This is a genomic window from Reichenbachiella agariperforans (assembly GCF_900142205.1).
Taxonomy (GTDB): Bacteria; Bacteroidota; Bacteroidia; order Cytophagales; family Cyclobacteriaceae; genus Reichenbachiella; species Reichenbachiella agariperforans.
On the sequence record NZ_FRAA01000001.1, the window covers coordinates 971,637 to 994,282 of the forward strand.

General features: G+C 44.2%; 14 protein-coding genes. 7 read left to right on the plus strand and 7 right to left on the minus strand.

Annotated elements, in window-relative coordinates:
- Position 1: 1 nt before the first annotated feature.
- A complete protein-coding gene (locus BUB99_RS03715; RefSeq protein ID WP_073119529.1) occupies positions 2-1,183 on the minus strand; it encodes a proline dehydrogenase family protein in 1,182 nt (393 codons plus the stop codon).
- A 205-nt stretch (positions 1,184-1,388) separates the two neighbouring features.
- On the opposite strand from BUB99_RS03715, the gene BUB99_RS03720 reads away from it, so the two are divergent.
- The 3 genes from BUB99_RS03720 to BUB99_RS03730 are packed head-to-tail and all read left to right on the plus strand — an operon-like array spanning position 1,389 to position 3,165.
- Positions 1,389-2,513, plus strand: a complete 1,125-nt coding sequence (locus BUB99_RS03720) for a TlpA family protein disulfide reductase (protein WP_073119531.1) — start codon at positions 1,389-1,391, stop codon at positions 2,511-2,513.
- 17 nt (positions 2,514-2,530) lie between these two features.
- Entirely contained in the window at positions 2,531-2,908 is a 378-nt protein-coding gene (locus tag BUB99_RS03725) for a type II toxin-antitoxin system Phd/YefM family antitoxin (protein WP_245816786.1), read from the plus strand.
- Positions 2,908-3,165, plus strand: a complete 258-nt coding sequence (locus tag BUB99_RS03730; protein WP_073119533.1) for a Txe/YoeB family addiction module toxin — start codon at positions 2,908-2,910, stop codon at positions 3,163-3,165. Before BUB99_RS03725 ends, BUB99_RS03730 begins: the two co-directional genes overlap by 1 nt.
- Before the next feature lie 90 nt (positions 3,166-3,255).
- On the opposite strand, the gene BUB99_RS03735 is transcribed toward BUB99_RS03730, so the two are convergent.
- From BUB99_RS03735 to BUB99_RS03755, 5 genes are all read right to left on the minus strand, one after another.
- Positions 3,256-4,779, minus strand: coding sequence for an alpha-amylase family glycosyl hydrolase (locus BUB99_RS03735; protein WP_221407481.1), 1,524 nt, complete (start codon positions 4,777-4,779; stop codon positions 3,256-3,258).
- A gap of 114 nt (positions 4,780-4,893) precedes the next feature.
- Positions 4,894-7,659, minus strand: a complete 2,766-nt coding sequence (locus BUB99_RS03740; protein ID WP_073119534.1) for an alpha-amylase family glycosyl hydrolase — start codon at positions 7,657-7,659, stop codon at positions 4,894-4,896.
- A gap of 145 nt (positions 7,660-7,804) precedes the next feature.
- Positions 7,805-8,890 (minus strand): SusE domain-containing protein, encoded by a 1,086-nt coding sequence (locus BUB99_RS03745; protein ID WP_073119536.1) that lies wholly within the window; start codon positions 8,888-8,890, stop codon positions 7,805-7,807.
- Positions 8,891-8,965: 75 nt separating this feature from the next.
- Entirely contained in the window at positions 8,966-10,582 is a 1,617-nt protein-coding gene (locus tag BUB99_RS03750; RefSeq protein ID WP_073119538.1) for a RagB/SusD family nutrient uptake outer membrane protein, read from the minus strand.
- 23 nt (positions 10,583-10,605) lie between these two features.
- Entirely contained in the window at positions 10,606-13,617 is a 3,012-nt protein-coding gene (locus BUB99_RS03755) for a SusC/RagA family TonB-linked outer membrane protein (protein ID WP_073119539.1), read from the minus strand.
- Between the two features lie 501 nt (positions 13,618-14,118).
- Here BUB99_RS03755 and BUB99_RS03760 point away from each other — a divergent pair.
- Positions 14,119-15,153 carry a LacI family DNA-binding transcriptional regulator gene (locus tag BUB99_RS03760; RefSeq protein ID WP_073119541.1) on the plus strand — a complete coding sequence of 345 codons (1,035 nt, stop codon included), beginning with the start codon at positions 14,119-14,121 and terminating at the stop codon, positions 15,151-15,153.
- A 19-nt stretch (positions 15,154-15,172) separates the two neighbouring features.
- On the opposite strand, the gene BUB99_RS03765 is transcribed toward BUB99_RS03760, so the two are convergent.
- Positions 15,173-16,261 carry an SGNH/GDSL hydrolase family protein gene (locus tag BUB99_RS03765; RefSeq protein WP_073119543.1) on the minus strand — a complete coding sequence of 363 codons (1,089 nt, stop codon included), beginning with the start codon at positions 16,259-16,261 and terminating at the stop codon, positions 15,173-15,175.
- A gap of 326 nt (positions 16,262-16,587) precedes the next feature.
- Between BUB99_RS03765 and BUB99_RS03770 the strand changes: the two genes are divergently transcribed.
- The 3 genes from BUB99_RS03770 to BUB99_RS03780 all read left to right on the plus strand — a co-directional run bounded on the left by BUB99_RS03770 (position 16,588) and on the right by BUB99_RS03780 (position 22,646).
- On the plus strand, positions 16,588-19,002 hold the full coding sequence (locus tag BUB99_RS03770; protein WP_073119544.1) for a glycoside hydrolase family 31 protein: 2,415 nt from the start codon (positions 16,588-16,590) through the stop codon (positions 19,000-19,002).
- 132 nt (positions 19,003-19,134) lie between these two features.
- Positions 19,135-21,138 (plus strand): glycoside hydrolase family 97 protein, encoded by a 2,004-nt coding sequence (locus BUB99_RS03775; RefSeq protein ID WP_073119546.1) that lies wholly within the window; start codon positions 19,135-19,137, stop codon positions 21,136-21,138.
- A gap of 143 nt (positions 21,139-21,281) precedes the next feature.
- Entirely contained in the window at positions 21,282-22,646 is a 1,365-nt protein-coding gene (locus BUB99_RS03780; RefSeq protein WP_073119547.1) for an alpha-amylase family glycosyl hydrolase, read from the plus strand.

Genomic DNA, 22,646 nt, shown 5'->3' on the forward strand with positions numbered 1-22,646 from the left:
ATTACTTTGTTTTCCTGCGTTTCATCTCTCTTTTGACCAACCGAAACTCACGACTGCTCTGCCCTGCGATAGAGGTGTTCTCTGCTGCTCTGCGCATGAGGTACGGCAGCACTTTCTTCACAGGACCATAAGGCACGTACTTGGCTACATTGTATTGAAAATGTGCCAGTGTGTAGGACAGATTGTCGCTCATCCCATAGAGCTGTGCATAAAAAACCCTCGGATCGTCCTTGGCTAAGTTATGATCAGCCATCAGTTCGGTGAGGTATTTAGAACTTTGCTCGTTGTGCGTGCCTGCACAGAGGTAGATATTATCGATGTGCTCCACACAATACGCCAAAGCCTCGTCGTAGGCTTGATCGGTAGCTGCCTTGCTCGGCTGTATGGGGTCATCATAGCCTTTTTCCTCGGCACGCTCACGCTCCTTTTCCATGTATGCGCCACGGACGAGCTTTGCACCTATTTTGAATCCCTCAGTCTTCGCTACCTCATGTATGGCTTTCAGATTAGCCAACGAAGCTTTCTTATACATCTGATAGGTATTGAAAATATAGACCTTGTCTTGATTATATCGGCGCATCATGTCATTGACGATCTCATCTATAGGCTCCTGAATCCAAGACTCTTCCGCATCAATAAAGAGGTACTTACCACTCTTCACCGCAAAGCTACAGATCTCATCCACCCGCGTTAGAAACTGCTGCCAACGCTGCTCCTCTTTGGTATCGAAAGCTTTGCCTTGCTGACGCTTGACCAATAGCGAGAAGGATACGAATCCTGTCAATTTCATGACACCCGTAGGAATGTGTGTCGACTGGTTCGAGAGGCGCAACGACTGGATGATCTCCTCTTTGTTTTGATCAAAAACAGATTCTTTACTCTCCCCCTCTACAGAGTAATCTAAAATGGTATGAATATTCGACGCGCCAAGCTTCTCTACGGTCTTCATAGAATCCTTCAAAGATTCGCCTCCACAGAACTGTGCAAATATGGTCTTCTTGATAAAAAACTTGATGGGTAGATGAATACCTAGCGCCACCTGGGTCAACCAAATCCCTGTCTTGGCAATCACAGGACTATTCATGGTTGAAAATAGAAAATACATCCGCTTTAGATCAAAGTTACTCTTGTCACCAAAGGCAATTTCCGTATCGTCAAAACGGAGCTCATCTTTTACATTCATACTATCATTTTTGGGTATCCAAATATAATAGTAGATATCAATATTCAGTATAGGGTCTGGAAGGTAAAAAGAAGAAGATCACACCAACGGCTCTTTATGGATGGGAATGGTTGCGCGCAGTAGCATCTCAAAAAAAATCATGTAAACATTGATTCAAAGCGGTTTACTTTCGTAGTAACCTAAAAACAAGAATTATTACAAGTATATGACATCAAAAACATCCTCGTTCTTACTCCTCCTCGTCCTTGTCTATTTCTCCGCATGCACGTCCAGTGATCAGTCAGCCTCTTCAGTATTTTCTCTCGAAGTAACAGGTCTGTCAAACGATGCACTGCTCTACCAAGTAACCAATCCGGTGCAGCAGCAACGTGCGCTTGTCGATACACTCCTAGTAGGACAAGGAACTAGTGTACTCAAAAACTACGACCTCCCTCCACACTATTATATCCTAGAGGCTGGAGACTTACAGATTCCAATCTTGGCAGACTCAGGCCAGCACATCAAAGTCCAAATCTCTGGATCAAACTATGCTGTAGCAGGATCAGAGGACACTGATCAGTACGAAGCATACGAGCAATTCCGAAAATCAATACTCCAAAAAACAGTCTACCCTGTCCGGGAGCAACTCTACGCACTCCGTGATCAAAACAACCCCGCAGATGCCGACTTGATCGAAAAACTAGGCCGTCAACAACTGCATGCTGAACAAGCCTATCGCGACACCTTAGTCCATGCCGTTCGAAAAATGGGTACATCTCTCGCGATCTATCCATCTACTATCCGATGGACCAATGACCAAGACATCCCTTTCTACGACAGTATTGCGGCTGCCTTTGCTACCAAGTACCCCAACTCAACTATAGCATCCTATGTCACCGAAACGGTAGAAAAAATGAAACGCATCGCCATCGGCAGTCCAGCGAAAGATATACTCGCACAGGACACAACTGGCACTACTATCTCTCTGCATTCCTCCAAAAAGACCTACACACTGATAGATTTTTGGGCAAGCTGGTGTTCGCCATGTCGCACAGAGAACCCTACTTTACAAAAGCTCTACAGCCAGTACAAAGACCAGGGCTTTGAAATCTACGGCGTAGCGATGGAGCACAACAAGAAGGCGTGGGTCAAAGCGCTCGACAAAGACAACCGCAACTGGATCAACGTCTCCAATATCAAAGGCTACCAAACGCAAAGCAGCCAAGACTACTCAGTCACGGCACTACCCAAAAACTTCCTAATCAACCAAGAAGGCATCATCCTCGCCAAGGACATCCATGGTGAAGACTTGGTAACAAAAATCGCATCCCTATTCGGAGATTCAGAATAGTTAAAATCTCCTAATATATGGAATCGCTAACCTTTGAGAATAGTCGAGTGTTTGGTTTACCGACACAAACTGATGAATACTATTTTGAATTTCATTATTACACACCTATTATTGTACACAATAACGTACTAAATATAAAAATCATGTTAATAGCTACATTATCAGATTTTAGAAAAAACATAAAACACTACGTGGATAGTGTCATTGATAATTTTGAAACTTTGATTATAAATCGAGGCAAAGACAGTGGGATCGTCGTTATGTCACTGGACGAATATAATTCCTTGTGTGCGACGCAACATGAAATGTCATCCGTTACCAATAAGAAGCGACTGGATTCAGCAATTGAAAAATTAAAAAGTAAAGATTCCTTTGAAAAAGACCTCTTGTCCTAATGAAATTCATTTTCGTAGACGAATCTTGGGAAGACTATTTGTATTGGCAGAAAACGAACAAAAAATACGTCAAGAAAATAAATGATTTACTAAAAGCTATTTCTCGTGAGCCTTATACTGGAATTGGGAAACCAGAGCCACTAAAACATAATTTTCAAGGGTTTTGGTCAAGACGCATTGATGGTGAGCATAGACTCATATATCAAGTGAAAGATGATGAAATTCATATAGCCAAGTGTAGGTTTCATTATGATTAAATGGCTAACTGCTACAACCCTTTTTCAATACAGGACCAAAAAAAAAGCCACCCGTCTGGGTGGCTCAAAACTTAGACTAATTACTATATATCATTTGATGAGCACTACACTCGCTCTAGCTCCTAACTGTATTCCTTCGCTACTGACATCTGTCTTTCCGTTGCTCCACGTTACCTCATACCCTACTGCATCGTAGGGAAGAGTTACGGGTTTTGCAGATAGATTATGATAGACGATGGCTTTCTCTTCTTCGTAGTTTCTTTCAAAAGCCAATACCGCGTTATCTTCTGTCTCCACTTTCTTGATATCCCCTTTTGAGAATAAATCAGTCTCCTTTAGTGCTATCAGTTCCTTGTACACCGAGTAGATCGACTGGGAATCCTTCTGCTGTATATAAGCTGGCGTGACCGTCTTCTCTGTGCTATACGCTGGCGTCATCCATGTCGTACGGTAGCTATCTTTGGCTTTCACATCCCACAGCATAGGCTCTCGGATGTTCTCGTCTGGCTTCATCCCTAGCATCCCTAGTTCCTCGCCATAGTAGATATAGGGTGTACCCGGTAGTGTCATCAAGATCGCTGCAGAAAGTTTAATCTTCTCCTTATCTCCTCCCAACACAGAACCCACGCGGTTTTGGTCATGATTGCTCAAGAAACTCGCTTCAATGAAATCCTTGTTGTAGTTCTTGAACCATGGTAGCGACTCGTTGATCACATCTGCGACATGTACATCTGCATTCATTTCATAGCCATGACCAGCGATCTGTGCGGCTTTTTGTTCTCCTTCATTAATCGACTCTAGGATACTAAAAGCACGGTCAAAGTTGAACAGAGAAGTAAAGCCTGCTGCATAAGGCGAGGCATTTTTGGCATCTGACCAAACTTCCCCGATGAGATAGACATCTGGGTTGGCCTTTTCCATTTCGGACTTAAATTCCTTCCAAAACGCATGGCTATCCTCCGCTCTATCGTCTGGATAAATATGCTTTGCTGCGTCCAGTCTAAAGCCATCTACACCAATCTCTTCCAACCAAAACTTACCTGCATCATAAAACTCCTTGCGAACCGCAGGGTTATCGTAGTTGAAGTCTGGCATCCCTCCGTAGAAGAATCCATAATAATGCTCCGAAACGGTATCCTCCTCCGTAACGGGGTGCCATTGGCGAATATTATCAGAGTCAAAAGAAGTCTCTTTCTTGGCGATCTGTTCTGCGATAGAATCCTTGTCAGCCCACACATAGTAGTCTCTATACTTGGCATCCTTTCCTGTTTTGGAATCCAAAAACCACGGGTGCTCGGACGAACTGTGATTGATCACAAAATCCATCACCACGCGAATGTCTCTTGCGTGTGCTTCTTTGATAAAAACCTTAAAATCCTCCATCGTCCCGTAATCTGGATGTATTCCTACATAGTCTATCACGTCATACTTGTGATAGCTCGGCGAAGGTGACATAGGCATGAGCCATATCGCATTGACCCCAAGGTCGTCTAGATAATCCAGCTTGGCAGTCATCCCTGGGATGTCTCCGATCCCATCACCATTAGAGTCGGCAAAGGACTGCACAAATATTTCGTAGAATACTGCGTTGTTGTAGTCTTCTTTTTGCTTCATGGTCTCTGGCATTTTCTGATCCGTTTGTTGACAAGAAAATAAGAGAATTAGAGCAGAAAGACCAATATTGATTGCGGATTGAAATTTCATCATGATAGATTTTGGCTTATGGATTTATTGTACAATGACTTTACGCTGTAGCACATGTGTACCCTGCGACACCCGTAGTGTGTACACTCCGCTACGAATCTGCTGCACAGGGATAGAAAGATCTTGCACCTGCCCGCTGCCTGCTAACGCTGTCCTGCCTAAGATATCGATAAGTGACCAGTTGACCGCTGACTGATTCCAGCCTGACGATCCTAAGTCCACTTTGAATTGGTTGCTCGATGGGTTTGGATACACCTCCATCCCTTCGTTACCCACGCTTGCTACACCTAATACCACATCGATATCCGGTGTATGTAGTTTGTGATCGGTATAGATGTGATACTCTCCTGGATCAAAGATCAATTCAATATTGAGATTATCTATCTCTAGTTCGTCTCCCGTAAAAAAATCGTACCACGTACCTGTATGCTGGAACTCCGGAGCGATAGACTGAGATTTCAATCCATAATTAGTCAGGATCACCACACTCGTATCGGCGTTCGACAGGTGAATGGCCTTAAGTTCTCCATCTGGCTGCCAAGTAAAGTCTCCATCTGCAAAGACATGATAACGATCCTTGAGTGCCAGTACTTCCTTGTAAGTTTGATAGACACTCGCTTTATTGGCCTCTTCTAGATATTCCCAATGAGCAGGTTTTCTACCTGTCCTGCCGTTTTCTTCGATCGAGATGTCATAACCATACTCGCCCCACTGCCACAGCATCTTTGGCCCAGGGATATTGAAGAAAAACGTCGCTGACATTTTGAGTCTATCTGCCGCGCTTTTCAAGTCACGTGTACTGTAGTTGCCATCACTGCTACCATAGGTTAGCATATCAAACATCTGGCGCTCCTCGTCATGACTCTCCATGTAAGCAATCACATGATTGTCTTGCCAGCCCCGTGTGCCAGCATAAGCCCATTCTACTGACTTACCACTGGCATAGCCCAGATTCGCCTCTTTAAAGTCTCCATGACTATTGCCCCAAAGCATCATGCCATAGTCTGCAAGAATGGTCTCTTCGTCATTGTCACCAAAGTGCTCTAGGATCACATAGGCATCCGGCGAATGCGCCCAAATCTGGTCAGCCATTCGCTTCAAAATCGCGATGCGGCTATCGTCCTTGTTGCCCCACTTGGCTACATCATCTCCAGAATCCACTTGCGTAAAGCCTTTGGATAGGTCAAATCGATAGCCATCAAAATGAAACTCCTTGATCCAATAGTGATTGATCGAGTCCAACCATGTCTGCGTATAACTGCTTTCATGGTTGATATCAGCAAATACGTTGTAAGGATGCTTTGGTACCCTGTTGAACCATGGATTCTCATCCGTCGGTGCAAAGGCATCATAGTCAAAGTACATCTGTGCATAGGGTGATGGGATATCGTTTTGATTCATCACCATATCTAGTATGACCGCCATGCCTCTACCGTGTGCTTCGTCGATAAATTCCTTTAGGTCATTTTTTGTACCGTAGGCTTTATCTACAGCGAACATAAACGTCGGGTTGTAGCCCCAGCTATCATTCCCATTGAACTCCATGATCGGCATCAGTTCGATGGTATTGACACCTAAACCTTGGATATAATCCAGTGTATCGATGAGTGCTTGGTAGTTCATGTTTTCCTCTCCAAGAAAATCTCGAACCAATAACTCATAGATAATCAAATCTTCTTTGTCGGGCTGCTCGAAGTTGCTATCAGTCCATACATACTCACTCTGCCCTGTCTCCAAGACCGCTACCCTGTTTTCATACCAGTTGTCATGCATCGCCCCCGCTGGATAATCTATCAGATCGGGATAGGAATCATCAATGATCCAGACATCATCTGGATCCAAAATCATGTCTGCATAAGGATCGGCTATCCAAATCGTTTCATCTACCAAATACTGAAAGCCATAGGCTTTACCAGCTGTGAGGCCATCCACTTCGAGCCAAAAATGCTCTCCGTCTTTCTTCATCAGAAAGGCTGCATCTACTTGCCAGTCGGTGAACTCTCCCACCACGTAAACTGAACTTTTGAGGGGCGCCCATACCGACAAGGTTACTTTATCTGTAGCAGCGTGATAGTTGATCCCGTCGACTATTCCTGTAGGTCTTTCTTGCTCGACAGTCACCCCACGAACCGTGTAGGTAAATTCATCTGCAGACTGGTCTGTTCCATTGTCAGCCATGACGGTCACTCTATGAGTACCACTAGCTAGAGCGGTCAAATCATAAGTCAACTCGGTAGCACTGGGTACAGTCGTTTCAGTTACTCCATCTACTTTTAGCGTAAGTGTAGCAGCGGCACTGGCAGAAGCTGCCACGGATATCGTCTCTCCTGCATCCACTAGCAGTGTACTCGTATTGGGCGTAGTTATTTTGACTACAAACTGATTAGAGACAATCTCTATAGCATAGTCTGGCGTTTGGCCATTGGCCCAGTCACGGCCTTTGAGCAAAAAGCCCATTTCTTCTATCTCGCTGGCTTCTTTGCCAAAGAAAGTGGTAGGCGTCAGCGTAATCGTGTACTCGTTGGCATCTGAATCAGATCTGGTCATTAGTGCATCACTCTGATCATCGGTAGCAGGATTGACATTGGTCGGTGCATCGGCATCTGCGGTGGCATTCTCTACCCAAGCCCATAGCCATATATCATCAGTATAGTCCGCCAGTGGCGTCCCCGTCACATCGACGGTCAAGGTCATCGGTTGGTCGGCAATAGGTATCGCAGGATCGGTAGTAAACTGTCCATAACACCAAGTGGTCATGCACATCAGAAAGACTAGGAGCCGAATCTTCATAGAAATGTTTTTTTAATAATTGTATAGTTGTAATGAGAACTAAGAACTATTGACAAAGACTTAGTTATAAGTGGGGTAAGACAGGCATCAGCCTACTAAAAGCAAAAAACTACCTCAGGACGAATCCTGAGGTAGTCTCAATAAACTATTCTTCGTTTTTAGTCATCGTATAGGTCAAGCCTTCCAAATCGAACTGTAGCGTGTAGCTGCCTGCTTCGGTTACAGAGATGTTCGCTCCACCTGCATCCAGCGTACCATCCGCTTCGTCATCTCCATAGTCAGAGACCCATTCATCGTTGGCTCTAATTTTGAGGCCTCCTACTACTAAATCAACTGTGATTTCCCACACTTTGAGTTGGCCGTTGTAGATCAAGTCAGTATCGTTATCCCATCCACCTGGAGTGGCATCACCTATAATACCCCAATCATCAACTTTGGTCATCTCAATAGTCATACCTTCAGTATCTACTTTAAAAGCATATACGCCTGCCGCTACTGAGTAATCTCCACCTGATGCATCAAGATCACCAGTGTACCCAGTACCTGCAGCAGTCAATGTACCACCCCAAGCAGTAGGTGACCAATCAGCTTGAGGAGTAACCTTAAAACTGACATCTCCAGTAGGATTAGCTGCGTCGATGACACGAATGATTCCTTCGTATACTGCGTCAAAGTCATACGAGTACAACCTCCCGTTTTCTGCACCTGGAGACCAACCTTGATACGCCCCTGGCACGTAGATCGCTGGGTAGTCTATGATAACCTCATAAGGCGTCACCGTTCTCACTACATCAGACGATGCGATCGCTGACTCATCTACGCCATTGATCTGAGACACGACTCTAATATAGATATCGATCTCCTCTCCTGTCACTGCACCCAATAGGATCGCAGCGTCGTTGATCTGCTTGACCGTCACACTAGCGGTCAACTCTTCAGTAGTTATCAGATTGGTTGCTGTACTGAAATCGGAGTTTATATCCATTTTCAAGACATAGCCTACTGCCACGGCTTGACCATAGTCAGCAGCCGTCCAATTAAATACTTCGAATACGTCACCAGACGTCTCCATACTAAGATCAGCTGACCCTGTCGCTGCATTCTCTATCATCGGTGCTTCAGAATTTTCACCAGATAGATCTACTACTTTTTTAGCCTCTTCTTGTTCACATCCTGTCACCAGCCCTAAGCCAACCAACAGTGTCAATGTGATGTATATAAAATTTTTCATCTTATTTCTTTTTAGTCTTTGATTGATAATAAAGAATAGCATGAGCGTGCCAGCCGAACTGACACGTCCACTTCTTTACTGCGGATAACCATCGTTTTGCTCCAAATTCGGGTTGGCATTGAGGTCATTGGACGGGATAGGAAAAAGGTCTCTATAAGCATCAGTGGCTACACCAGACTGAACGTTTCCTTTCCACTCCCAGTGTTCTGTACCGTCAGTAAACTCGCCGAAACGAATCAAATCAGTACGTCTGTGTCCTTCCCAGTATAGCTCTCTAGATCGCTCATCCAAAAGGAAATCCAAATCCATATCTGCAGCAGTGATAGAGCCTACACCGGCTCTCGTTCTGAGTTCATTGACATAGCCTACCGCGGTCCCCATGTCTCCACCTCCGCCTCTTACGACGATCTCTGCGTACATCAAATACGCATCTCCCAATCTAAATACTGGCAAATCAGTACTCACAAAAGTAGGGTGTGCATTAGGCGCTTCTCCTCCATCCGAACTGATATTCTTGAACTTGGTCACACCGATCCCTTGGGTGAAAGTACCTACGTTGGTGATGTCCCACTCCCAGCTCGCTGGATCGTAGTAGAACATTCCTCTTTTGTCCGTGATGGCTGTAAACTCAGGGTCAGCCGTCGAAAAATCTGACTCTGATACGCCAAATTTCTCTACCATGTCTTGAATGGCACGAATACCACCCCATCCACCATCGATTCCGTTGAGCGGCATATCGCCACCTACAGATGCGTGGAGAAGAAAAGTCATCCCACCGTACTGCTGTGTATTCTGTCCATCAAAAGCAATCGGGAAGATAATCTCGTTGCTCAGGTTGTTATCCGCACGAAACAAGTTCTCATATACAGGTTCCAAACTGTAACCTCCACCGATGATCTTCTCTACATAAGTCAGTGCATCGCTATTTCTCTCTGTACCAGTGTACACTTCGGCATTCAAATACAGTTTAGCCAACAGCATCCATACTGCACCTTGATCAGCACGTGCATACTCATTGTTACCTACTGCAGTGATTTTAGACTCTATGTCTAATAATTCTGTCTCGATATAATCGAACAAATCTGCTCTCAAAATTCGCTCTGGAAAGAAAGCGCCTGGCAGATCCTCTTCGGTCACGAAAGGCACATTGCCAAACATATCGATCGCATGCCAATAAGAAAATGCTCTGATAAATCTCGCTTCTTCTTTGTATGCTTCTAAGTCCGTCTTGAACGTCCCTGACGCATCTCCTATGGCTGCATCTACATTTCTAATGAATTCATTACTGATGGTCACAGTATAGAATATCCTAGAGTACATCGCTGCAATAAATGTATCATTAGGTGCCCAAGTCTGCCAGTGAAAATTCTTGATCGTAGCATCATCCCATGCCATGATCGCTTCATCCGTAGACAACTGCTGCAAACTCCAATACTGGCGAATGTAGTTACCAAATCCCTCGTCGATCCCAGAGATATCTGGATCTCCTCCACCGTTACCTAGTTGACCACTGAGAGCATAACTGGCATACAACTTGGCCAATGCCTCTTTGTACGCTTCTTCACTGTCAAACACGTTGTTTGGCGTATTGACATCTGGATCGATCGGACTGACATCTAGGTCATTCACACATCCACCCAATAGTATGCTTACGAAAAGCACTACTGTATATATTATTTTAGATTCTTTCATCTCTTTGTCTTTTAAATCGATTCTTAGAAATTAAGATTTAGACCTACCATGTAGGTTCTTGGTCTTGGATAGAGATTGTTATCTATTCCTCCTGATACTTCTGGATCCAATCCTGTATAGTCTGTGATCACAAATGCGTTTTGGACAGTAAAGGATATTCTACCATTGACTTTGTCCGTGAAGAACTTCTCAAAGCTGTACCCCAAGGTGATGTTATCCATTCTGAAGAAGGAAGCATTCTCTAGGTAGAAATCTGACCAATACTGTGCCGTCATAAACTGCGTCTTCTCTACATCAGTCAAGATGTTGGCGTTGTAGCCTGCTTGGTTGTAGAGGTTTTGGTAGATACCAAGATTAGACGCGTTGTTATTGTACACGTAGTTATTCAAGTTCAACCTTCCCGAAAACGAGAAGTCAAATCCTTTGTAGTTAACACGAGAAGAAATCCCTATCAAATACTCTGGTGCTGGATTTTGGAGGTAATACTTGTTCAGGTTATCCCCTGACACATTTCCGCCATTTCCTGTCTTGTCAACATACAATCCTTCGATAGGCATGCCGTTCTGATCATAGATCTGCTCGAACATGTAGAAAGTATTGATCGGTCTACCCACTGAGTTGATTTGAATATTGTTATTCTCACCACCACTGATACCACCTGTAGGTGCTCCAGTATAGGACGGATCATCCACGAGTGTCATCTTGGTGATCTCGTTCTCATTATATGTCAGGTTACCAGATAGCTCCCATGTCAAGTCTGGTGTAGAAATAATCGCACCTGTCAAGGCTACTTCCACCCCTTGGTTGACCAAAGAACCGACGTTAGTCACTAGGAAGTTGTTGAAGTTAGTCCCTGCCGCAATCGGAATTTCGTTGATCAGATCCTCAGTCTCTCTGTGGTACACATCCACCGAACCACTGATTCGGCCATCTAGGAACCCAAAGTCCAATCCGATGTTTTGCGTGGTAGTCGTTTCCCATTTGATATTGGCATCATAAGCGTTTGGTCGCTGCGTAGGATAAAAGCTATTGCCAAACTGATAGTATGCCCCTGTCTGACTACCCGTATATGTTGGGATATATGGATAGTAGGTATCCCCAATATCCTGCTGACCTGTCTGTCCCCAGCCCACTCTTAGTTTCAAAGTCTCCAAGGCATCTACATCTCTCAAGAAGCTCTCTTCTTTGATCTGCCATGCAAAAGCTACTGATGGGAAAAGCCCCCATCGGTTGTCTTCACCGAATCTTGACGAACCATCTTGTCTGACCGTACCCGTCAAAAGATAACGACCTTTGAAAGTATAGTTCAGTCTACCAAAGAAAGAGATCAAATAGTATTCATTCTTATAATCATCTCTGTTGGCTCCTTCAAAAACACCATCAGTCATGGCAACAGGTCTGTTGCTACTAAAGCCCTCGTTGTAGAAATGCTGGTAAGAGTACCCGCCGGTCAGATCAATCTTACTATCAATAGACTCTAGCCCTTTGTTATAGTTGAGATAGAAATCTAACAAAGAGTTCTCCTTTGTTTGCTCGTATTTTTTCACCTGATTGCTAGGCTCTCTGTATGACCATGACGCCAAGGTATCCATTACATCATGCCCTACGGAGTTAAAATAGTCATACCCTACGTTGACAGTGGCTTTCAATCCATCCACAAATGGCAATCTGTACTCCGCTTTACCACCTAAGATCATTCTTTTACCTGTCGCCTTGTTGTCACGATACTCTAGCTGCGCCACTGGATTGCTCGTTGCAATCGTGATGGGTAAGCTATTGATATCATTCGGGTCAGTCGTCCAAGCGGTGTATCCGCCATAGCGCGTATTTCCGTTTTTGATCGGTTGCGTGGGATCGAACTGTACCGCTGCACCAATCGCGTCTGGGTTGGAAAAATCATTTTCGATGATGGATCCTTTGGCATTTATAGACAGTTTCAAGTTATCGTTGAGCAATGATGGCGTCAACAATACGTTCAAACTGGTTCTTTCCATATTGTTCTTCTTGAGTATACCGTCTTGATTGGTATATCCCACAGACACTCTATATGGCAATATCTCACCTCCTCCAGATACACTTAGGTTGTGATCTGTAGAAATCGCATTTTGATAGATTTCGTCTTGCCAATTCGTGTTAGCAGTACCTAGCGTATTATCCGCTACGTCCGTCAATCCATGATTAGTGATTCTATCTTGGATCAATGCTCTGTATTCGTCACCGCTGTAGACATCTAGCGTCTTAACTGGTACACCGATCGATACATTGCCATTGTAGCTGAACTTGAGTTTGTCTCCTCCACCTGACTTAGTAGTGATGATAATCACACCATTAGAAGCTCTAGACCCATAGATAGCGGTCGCAGAAGCATCTTTGAGTACTGTGAAAGTTTCGATATCATTAGGGTTGATGGTCGCGAGTGGGTTGGCCATTCCAGATATACCAGAACTCTCTAGCGGCATACCATCTACTACGATCAACGGATCGTTGTTGGCTCTCAGAGAAGATCCACCACGAATTCTAATAGTAGAACCTGTCCCCGCAGCACCACCTCCAGTAGTGACCACTACACCAGGCACTTTACCTACGATTAGCTCTTGTGGTGTAGAGATTGCTCCTTTGTTGAAGTCCTTACTACCCAGTGCCACGATAGAACCTGTAGCATCCTTCTTCTCTACTTCTCCATATCCTATTACGACGATTTCATTGAGTGCAGATACATCATAGTCCATGGATACATCTATGTTCGATCTCGATCCAACAGTAGTCTCCTTAGATTGGTATCCCACAAAAGAAAATACGAGAACTGTTTCATCCGAAGGAATAGAGATGGAATATCTCCCATCAAAATCGGATACAGTACCAGTTTGCGTCCCCTGAATCAAGACATTGACACCCGGGAGGGCATCTCCTAACTCAGCATCTTTAATTACTCCAGTGACGACCTTGGTTTGTGCATAGACTTGTATCGCTGTAGTCAGCAGCAATGCGCCTAAAACCAATAGTCCCCTGAAATTAAACAGGTAATAGTTTTTCATAACCTTTGATTTTAAAATAATTAAGTTTTTCAATAATTGTACTATTCTAAGTCTGCTTTTAAAGAATACTTATCCTTTCTTAGAAATCGACACTTATCTCACTTATGGCATTATTAAAAAATTCTTAACAAAAGATTAGGTTATTACTAATCATGAAGGGCGGGAGATAGTCTTTCTTCACACATGCTTCACTTTAGTCAACATCCAATTATAGCGATAATATTTTATCAAACAAGAGTTTTCAATGTCCTGAACAGCACTTTTTCGTCCGAAACCGAAACCGCAAACGTTTGCGGTGAAAAAATATTTTCAACAATTTTTACGAATTTTTCAAAAACACCCTTTTTCAGTACACATCTCTTGGACATACAAAACTAATAAGCGTAAATTGTACTTTTTACACAACCACATATTCAATACTAACTACATCTAGTCCAAACCTGGATGCCCAACAATTGATAATTGAACATTCTCTGATATTATTGTGATTTAAACTATACCATGAAACAGTCAGCCGTCACTATAAAGGATCTAGCCAAAGAACTGGGCATATCGCCCTCTACTGTTTCGAGAGCACTCAAAGATCATCCAGACATCAGCCCTGAAACAAAGCGCCTAGTCAATGCACTGGCCGAAAAGCTCGACTATGAACCCAATACCATAGCCATGAGTCTCAGGAGCAAACGCACCAATACGATAGGTGTCATCATTCCTGAAATCGTACACTTCTTCTTTTCGACCGTAATCTCAGGTATAGAAGAGGTCGCATATAAGAAAGGCTATACAGTTATGTTTTGTCAATCCAATGAAGATTATGAGAAAGAAGTGATCGATACCAAGGCATTATTGGCCCACCGAGTAGACGGACTGCTAATCTCCTATTCTAAGGAAACGACCAATTTTGACCACTTTCGTGAAATACAACGAAAGAATATCCCATTGGTGTTTTTTGACAGAGTTCCCACCGACGAGCTCCACTGTAGCACCATCACCATCAATGATTTCGAAAGTGCAGAGTCGGCGGTAGATCACCTCGTGATAGAAAATCACCTAAGAATTGCACATCTAGCAGGTCCACAAAACCTCAACATCAGCAAGCAGCGTCTGGCAGGGTACAAACGAGGCATAGAGAAACATAAACTCTACTTTGAAGAAGGCTATGTTCAGTATTGTGGCAAGGGGGATTTTGAAGAAGGATACCGCTGTACCAACGAACTGTTAAAACTATCCGAACGCCCCAACGCAATCTTCGCCAACAATGACGTGGCAGCCTATGGTGCCATGAAAGCCATCAAAGATGCAGGACTCAAAATCCCCGAAGATATCGCGATCATGGGGTTTAGCAACTGGCAATTCGCCTCGCTCACCGAACCACAACTGACCTCTATCGCCCAGCCAGGAATAGAAATGGGTAAAGCCGCAGCGCGTCGATTGATACTCGAACTAGAGGCCAAAGACGAAGACTTACCTCCTGTGGATCAAGTCCTAAAGACCGACATCATCGTCCGTGGCTCTACACGATCGACTCAGAAGTAGACTTCCTTTTCCTCTCCTTCTACCAAGTAATATTCTCATCGATGAACTGTATCAATCCATCTGCCATGATCTGCTGCTCCTCGATCGAGGGATGACCGCTTGTATTTTTGAAAGGCTGAAAATAAGTATAGATATTTTCGTCCTGAAGCGCATCAACAGCACTTTCTACAACACCAGGCCATTTCGATCCTTCTTGAGTTGCATCCATATTACCCAGCATACAAATGATACTTGCACTAGGGTAGTGTCCTCTGATCTGAGACACAAAACCCTGATACGCCTGAGTCAGATATTCGTCTGTCGGAGCAGTATCACCAAAATTGGTTTTGAACTCCTCTCGCTCTGGCATATTCACCAACCAAGAGTCATTTTGTAGCAAATTAATCACGACCAAATCGGGGGTATACAGTGAAAAATCCCATGAACTACTTGGATCCTCTGGATTGATTCTATCATAAATCTCAGGCATAATCATAGGGAACCAACTAATCGTTATCCCTATACCGCTCTTACAAATCGTATGACGCTCAGCATCATAATGCCTAGCGGTAATCGCCGCATAGCTCAAGTAGTGATTGGTGAAAATACTATCCGAACGATCCTTCCCAGAGAAATCGTCTACAGCATACCCCGCTGTAATCGAGTTACCGTAAAACTCAATTTTCTTTTTCTCTTCCCTCGATTTAGGCAACACCTTCGCATCCCCCTCTATTTTGAGACCATAAAAGATCGTCTTCCCTCTGTCCCATTCTGTCCTTTTGAACAACTCAACGCTATGTTTCCCTCCAGACAGACCTGACGCCAACTGATAATACTTTTTGGTCGTATCAGGTCTCAAAACATACATACTGTCTTCATCAATAATGACATTGTAATAATTATCCCCTCTCTCATCCTGCATCAATGCAGAGATAGATTCTCCTTCAAAATCCAACTTAATCGAAGTACCTGACCAATATAAATCGGCAGCAACTCCGCTGGTGCTATCAATCCTTCCAGAGTAATCTATCTCCCCATCAGAAAAATCCAATACAGTAGGCTGTGGATCAGAACAGGCTGACAAAGTAGTTATACTGATGAGAAATAATAATGCTTTCCACTGATTCATGATGTGACGTTTTATTCTAATAATAATTCGATAAATCTAGTGCAAAAAGAGATGTCCAATCGATTCAAATCTGGAATTACCCTTGATTTAACATCTCCTTAGCTTAGATATATTCAAAATAATTCGCTTTTCACCGCAAACGGTTGCAAACGATAATTTCGCATGAAAACTGTGATATAACAGTCAAAAAACCACTTAAACCCCTACCCTCTGCATGCAACACCTTGCAATACACATAGGCTATTTCTAGCTTTACCTTGCTTTTAAAGATTACTATTCCCTTCTTGAAATCAACACTTGTCTGCTTTTGTTAACCCTATAGACTCATGATTATAAACAAAAGCGAGAAGCGGGCTCTATCACGGAGCGCAGCATTGGGCAGTCTGACTAACTATCAAACTACTGAATGTGGGCTCGTAGGTAAGACGGATCAAGAACTGTTCGAAGTACAGGTCTACTCTGCCTCTACCATCAGAGTTAGAATCACGCAAAACGATGAGTTCAACGAACTCAAGTATAGTGTCGTGAGCCAAGCACAATCCTCATTGCATCAAATCAAGGAAGAAACCGATACGATCACAGTATCCACTTCACTTATTTCGCTTGAAATCAGCAAAGCTCCTTTACGTTTCCGGTTTCTTGACAGGGAAGGAAATGTCCTCAACGAGGACGATACTGCTTTTGGTACTTCGTGGCAAGGAGAGCAAGTCACTACATACAAAAAATTACAAGCTGAGGAGAAATTCATAGGCTTAGGAGAAAAGACCGGGCCACTAAACAAACGCGGCTGGGGCTTCCAAAACTGGAATACAGATCACTTCGGCTATGGCACAGAGGCAGATCCGATCTACTGTTCCGTCCCTTTTTATATAGGTGTACACAGCGGACGATCCTACGGTATCTTCCTAAACAATTCCTTCAAGACTCATTTCAATTTCGGCGCATCCAACAATAGATTTTCCAGTTTTTCGGCAGACGCAGGAGATATGGACTACTTTTTCATCCATGATGACAGTGTAACCCAGATTGTATCTGCATACAGTACGCTGACTGGCAAAATGACTTTGCCGCCCAAATGGTCGCTAGGCTACCAACAGTGCCGCTACAGCTACTATCCTGACAAGGAGGTGCTCAGTACTGCCCAGAACTTTCGAGACAAAGAAATCCCTGCAGATGTCATCGTACTGGATATCCATTACATGGAGAAGTACAAAATATTCACTTGGGACGGTGAAAGATTTCCCGATCCAGAGAGTATGATTCTCAAACTGAAAAGCTTGGGTTTTGAAGTAGTCGTGATGTGTGATCCTGGGATCAAAATCGAAAAAGGATATGAAGCTTACGAGAATGGACTAGAACAAGACCTCTTCATCAAATACCCTGACGGCACCAACTACGAAGGACAGGTATGGCCTGGATGGTGTCACTTTCCTGATTTCACGAGCCAAAAAGCGAGAGACTGGTGGCAAAACCAGCTCAAAACCTATACAGCACTTGGCATAGAAGGCTACTGGAACGACATGAACGAAATCGCCACTTGGGGGCAAACATTACCTGAGTTGATCGAATTTGATTTTGATGGTGACAGTGCCAGTACGCGCAATGCCCGCAACGTCTACGGGATGCTCATGGCCAAAAGTACTTTCGAGGGTACCAAAGAAAACTTAAATGGCAAGCGCCCCTTTAACCTGACTCGTGCGGGTTTCGCAGGAATACAGCGCTATGCTGCCGTCTGGACAGGTGACAATGTCGCCTCAGACGAACACATGCTGCTAGGCATGCGCATGCTCAATAGCATGGGACTATCTGGGATTCCTTTTGCAGGATTCGATACAGGGGGATTCGTAGGCAATGCCACCGAAGAACTCTTTGCTCGGTGGATCTCCATGGGAGCCTTCACGCCATTCTTCAGAGGACACTCTAACGTCAACACCAGAGACAGCGAGCCATGGGCATATGGCGAACATACGGAGGAAATCTCCAGAAACTACATCAATCTACGATACAGACTGATGCCCTATCTCTACGCCATGTTCTACGAAGCATCTGAGAGCGGTATTCCGATCAATCGATCACTCGCTATGGATTATACACATGACGAGAAAGTCTACGATCAAGCTTATGAAAACGAATTCCTTTTTGGAGATTCCATCTTGGTAGCCCCTGTTTCTAGTCAAAAAGTAATTGAAAAAATTTACCTCCCAGAAGGGAAATGGTACGACCTATTCACAGACAGCTGCTACGAAGGAGGCAAAGAAACCATCGTAGAGTGCCCTATCGAAAAACTACCTGTTTTCGCCAAGGAATCTGCGATAATCCCGATGCAATCCAAAGTCAGTACCACCAAAGAAACACCTCATGAGCAACTAGAAATCCACCTCTATAATGGCGAAGCAGACAACAGTTTTGTATACTATGAGGACGATGGCACGAGCTATGATTTTGAAGGCGGAGGGTTTCATCAACGAACCATGCATTTTAGCCCAAAACAAAAGACGCTGACGCTAACCCAAACAAAAGGAGATTATAAGTCCGTATTTTCAAAGGCTAGAATATACTTCCATGGATATGACATGAAAGAATTGAATACCCTAAAAACTGGCCAAGAAGACTACCGATTCATTCACCCTTTGACAGATTTTGATCCATTGGGGGATAGCATTAGTGACTATTATATACCGAAACTACCTTACACAGACATAAATCTAGGGATCAATGAAATCAAAATATCATGGTCTTGACCTGATCAATAGTTTTTAAATTAAGCATAGAAAACAGAACAAATACTACCAAGAAGAATGAGTGGGGCTAAGGAAAAAGTCAAACTGCCCAGTAAAATTCAACAGGTTATACTTTTTTGAAATAAATAAACAATGAGAAGAATCGCTATTATCGCATTGCTAGCAGGGTTATTTGCTTGCCAGCCAGAGCAGAAAAACCCCTTGACAGAGGTAAGCTCTCCTAACGACAACACCAAGATCACTTTCTATCTGACCGAAGAAGGTAAGCCTGCCTACTACTCCAGCTACCAAAACAAGTCTGTCATAGATAGCTCTGCACTTGGTTTCATTCTAGGCGATAGCATGGCCATCAACGAAGGGTTAACCATCCTGTCTACCAGTACCAATACATTTGACGACACTTGGGAGCAACCATGGGGCGAACAGCGACTCATCCGAAACAACTATAACGAACTCACGATCAACCTCCAAAACCCAGAAGGGCTAAAACTGAACGTTATCTTCAGAGCATTTGACGAAGGAATCGCGATGAGATACGAGTTCCCAAGTCAAGACGCACTCAAGGAATTCAAAGTGATGGACGAACTCACAGAGTTCAACATGTCAGACGACCATAGTGCATGGTGGATTCCTGCCTATGCAGGCAACCGCTACGAATACATCTATACCAATTCTCCCATCAGCGAGATCGAGAGAGTGCACACCCCCTTTACACTAGAGACGACCAACGATCTCTACCTACACCTCCATGAGGCGGCGCTATACGATTATCCTAGTATGGTGATCAAAAACCAAGGCGACAATTCTCTCAAGTGTGACTTGGTTCCTTACAGCAAAACCAACCCTGTCAAAGCTTATTTGAAAGCTCCATTCTCAACACCATGGAGAACTGTTCAAATCGGTGAGCAACCAGGAGACCTCATGACCAACTACATGATCCTCAACCTAAACGAGCCAAACAAACTAGGTGATGTATCGTGGGTAGAACCAGGCAAATACGTCGGCGTATGGTGGGAGATGTTCATCAACGTAGGGACTTGGCACCAGGGACCAAAACATGCAGCCAACACAGAGAATGTCAAGAAATACATCGATTTCGCAGCGGCCAATGGATTCAAAGGCGTACTCGTCGAAGGCTGGAATTACGGATGGGATGGCAACTGGATGGGTGGCGGTACCAAATTTGAATTCACCAAACCCTACCCTGACTATGACGTAGACGCGTTGAGCAAATACGCCGCAGACCGTGGTGTCTACATCATCGGTCACCACGAGACAGGTGCCGATATCGAAAACTACGAAGAGCAACTCGATGATGCCTACAACTTCCTCAACAAATACGGCATGAAAGCCGTCAAAACGGGTTATGTAGAAAATGGTGACACCTTACCAAAAACAGGTATCTACCACCACGGGCAGTACTTCGTCAACCACTTTCAGCGTGTGATCGATATGGGAGTAAAGTACAAAACCATGATCGTGGCACATGAGCCCATCAAAGCGACAGGAAAAAGAAGAACTTATCCTAACATGGTCTCCCGAGAAGGTGCCAGAGGTCAGGAATACAATGCTATGGGCGGTAATCCTACAAGCCACGTGACGGTACTACCCTTCACTAGACTACTCGCGGGACCGATGGACTACACACCAGGTGTTTTCGATCTAGAAGTAGCAACGACTTCTGAGCAAGTACAAAGTACGATAGGCAAGGAACTAGCACTCTACACTGTGATCTACGCTCCGATGCAAATGGCCAACGATCTACCAAAAAACTATGAGGGTCATCCAGCATTCCAGTACATCAAAGATGTCGTCACAGACTGGGAAACCACCAAAGTACTAAATGGCAAAATCGGTGCTTACGTAACCGTAGCGAGACAAGAAAGAAACGGAGACAGATGGTTCCTCGGATCGATCACCAACGAAGAAGGTAGAGACTTAGACATCTCTTTTGCCTTCCTAGACCCGAATACGACCTACACAGCGACTATTTATGGAGATGCGGCAGATACGCACTACCAGACCAATCCGTCAGCTTATGAAATCAAAGAAATGGAAGTAACTTCTACTTCAAACCTGACGCTCACTTTGGCACCAGGTGGAGGAGCAGCGATCAGTTTAGTTCCTAAAAAGTAATACCCCGATCTTGGATAAGGATTGGACGTTGAATACAGTACTATTAATCATTGGTTAGTTTTCAACGTCCAATCACCAAGATTTCTTTATACCTGCTGAGTCATGGCTCAGCAACTTTTGTTTAGCAGATTGAGACACCAGACATGAAGACCAAGATTAACTACATTATAGCCTTATTCGTTTTGCTGGCAGCATGCCAACAAAACTCTAGCTCTACTACAGACTCATCAACTCCTACCAAAGACACTACAGTCACCTTCCCAGAACGTGCCGCTGCTATGGCAGTCTATGAGGTCAACATCAGACAAGCCACACCAGAAGGAACGATCCAAGCATTTGCGCAGCATTTGCCTCGTCTCAAAGAACTCGGAGTAGAAATGCTCTGGATCATGCCCGTTCAACCCATCAGCCTTAAAAACCGAAAAGGGACACTGGGGAGCTACTATGCCATCGCCGATTATAGTGCCATCAATCCAGAATTTGGCAGTTTGGCAGATTTCAAATCCCTCGTCCAACAAGCGCATGACATGGGTATGGTCGTCATCCTCGACTGGGTACCCAACCACACTGGATGGGATCATCCATGGATCACAACACATCCTGAATACTACGCCAAAGACAGCCTAGGTAACATCACCTACGAAGCAGACTGGACAGATATCGCACTGTTAGACCACCGCAATCCTGGCACGCGAAGATCTATGATAGAGGAAATGGCATTTTGGATCAAAGAAGCTGATATCGATGGCTTCCGTTGTGACCATGCTGCACATGAAATCCCGCTTTACTTCTGGGAAGAGGCTACTGATCAACTCAACTCAATGAAAGACCTCTTTTGGCTGGCCGAATGGGATGAACCACGTCTACACCGCATGTTCCATGCCTCCTACTCGTGGGAACTACTACACCTAACTGAAGATGTAGCTAAGGGGCATAAAACTGCCGATGACATAGCCGACTTTATAAAAAAAGACCAAGCCAAATATGGTCGCAAGGCATTTCGTATGACCATCACGACCAACCATGACGAAAACTCGTGGGCAGGCACAGTCTTCGAACGCTATGGTGAAGGACACAAAGCCTTTGCTACATTCATCTTCTCAGCCTATGGCTTCCCCATGATCTACAATGGACAGGAAGTAGGTTTAGACAAACGCCTTGAATTTTTCGAGAAAGACAGTATCGACTGGACTGATCCAAAAGGACTCAGTCGTTTCTACAAACAACTCCTCTCGCTCAAGAAAGACAATCCAGCCCTCTGGAATGGAGGTTTTGGTGCACCACCTGAGCGCATCAACGCCGACGAAAACATTTATGCTTTCAAAAGAATCAAAGATGGCAATCAAGTTATCGGGATCATCAACATGAGCGATCAATCACAAAGCCTACAGCTCACCGACGAAGGTGTATATGGTGACTATGCAGACTACTTCACGGGCACGAACTATACGCTATCATCAGAAACACTAACGCTCGACCCTTGGCAATACCTGATCTTCACTAATTGA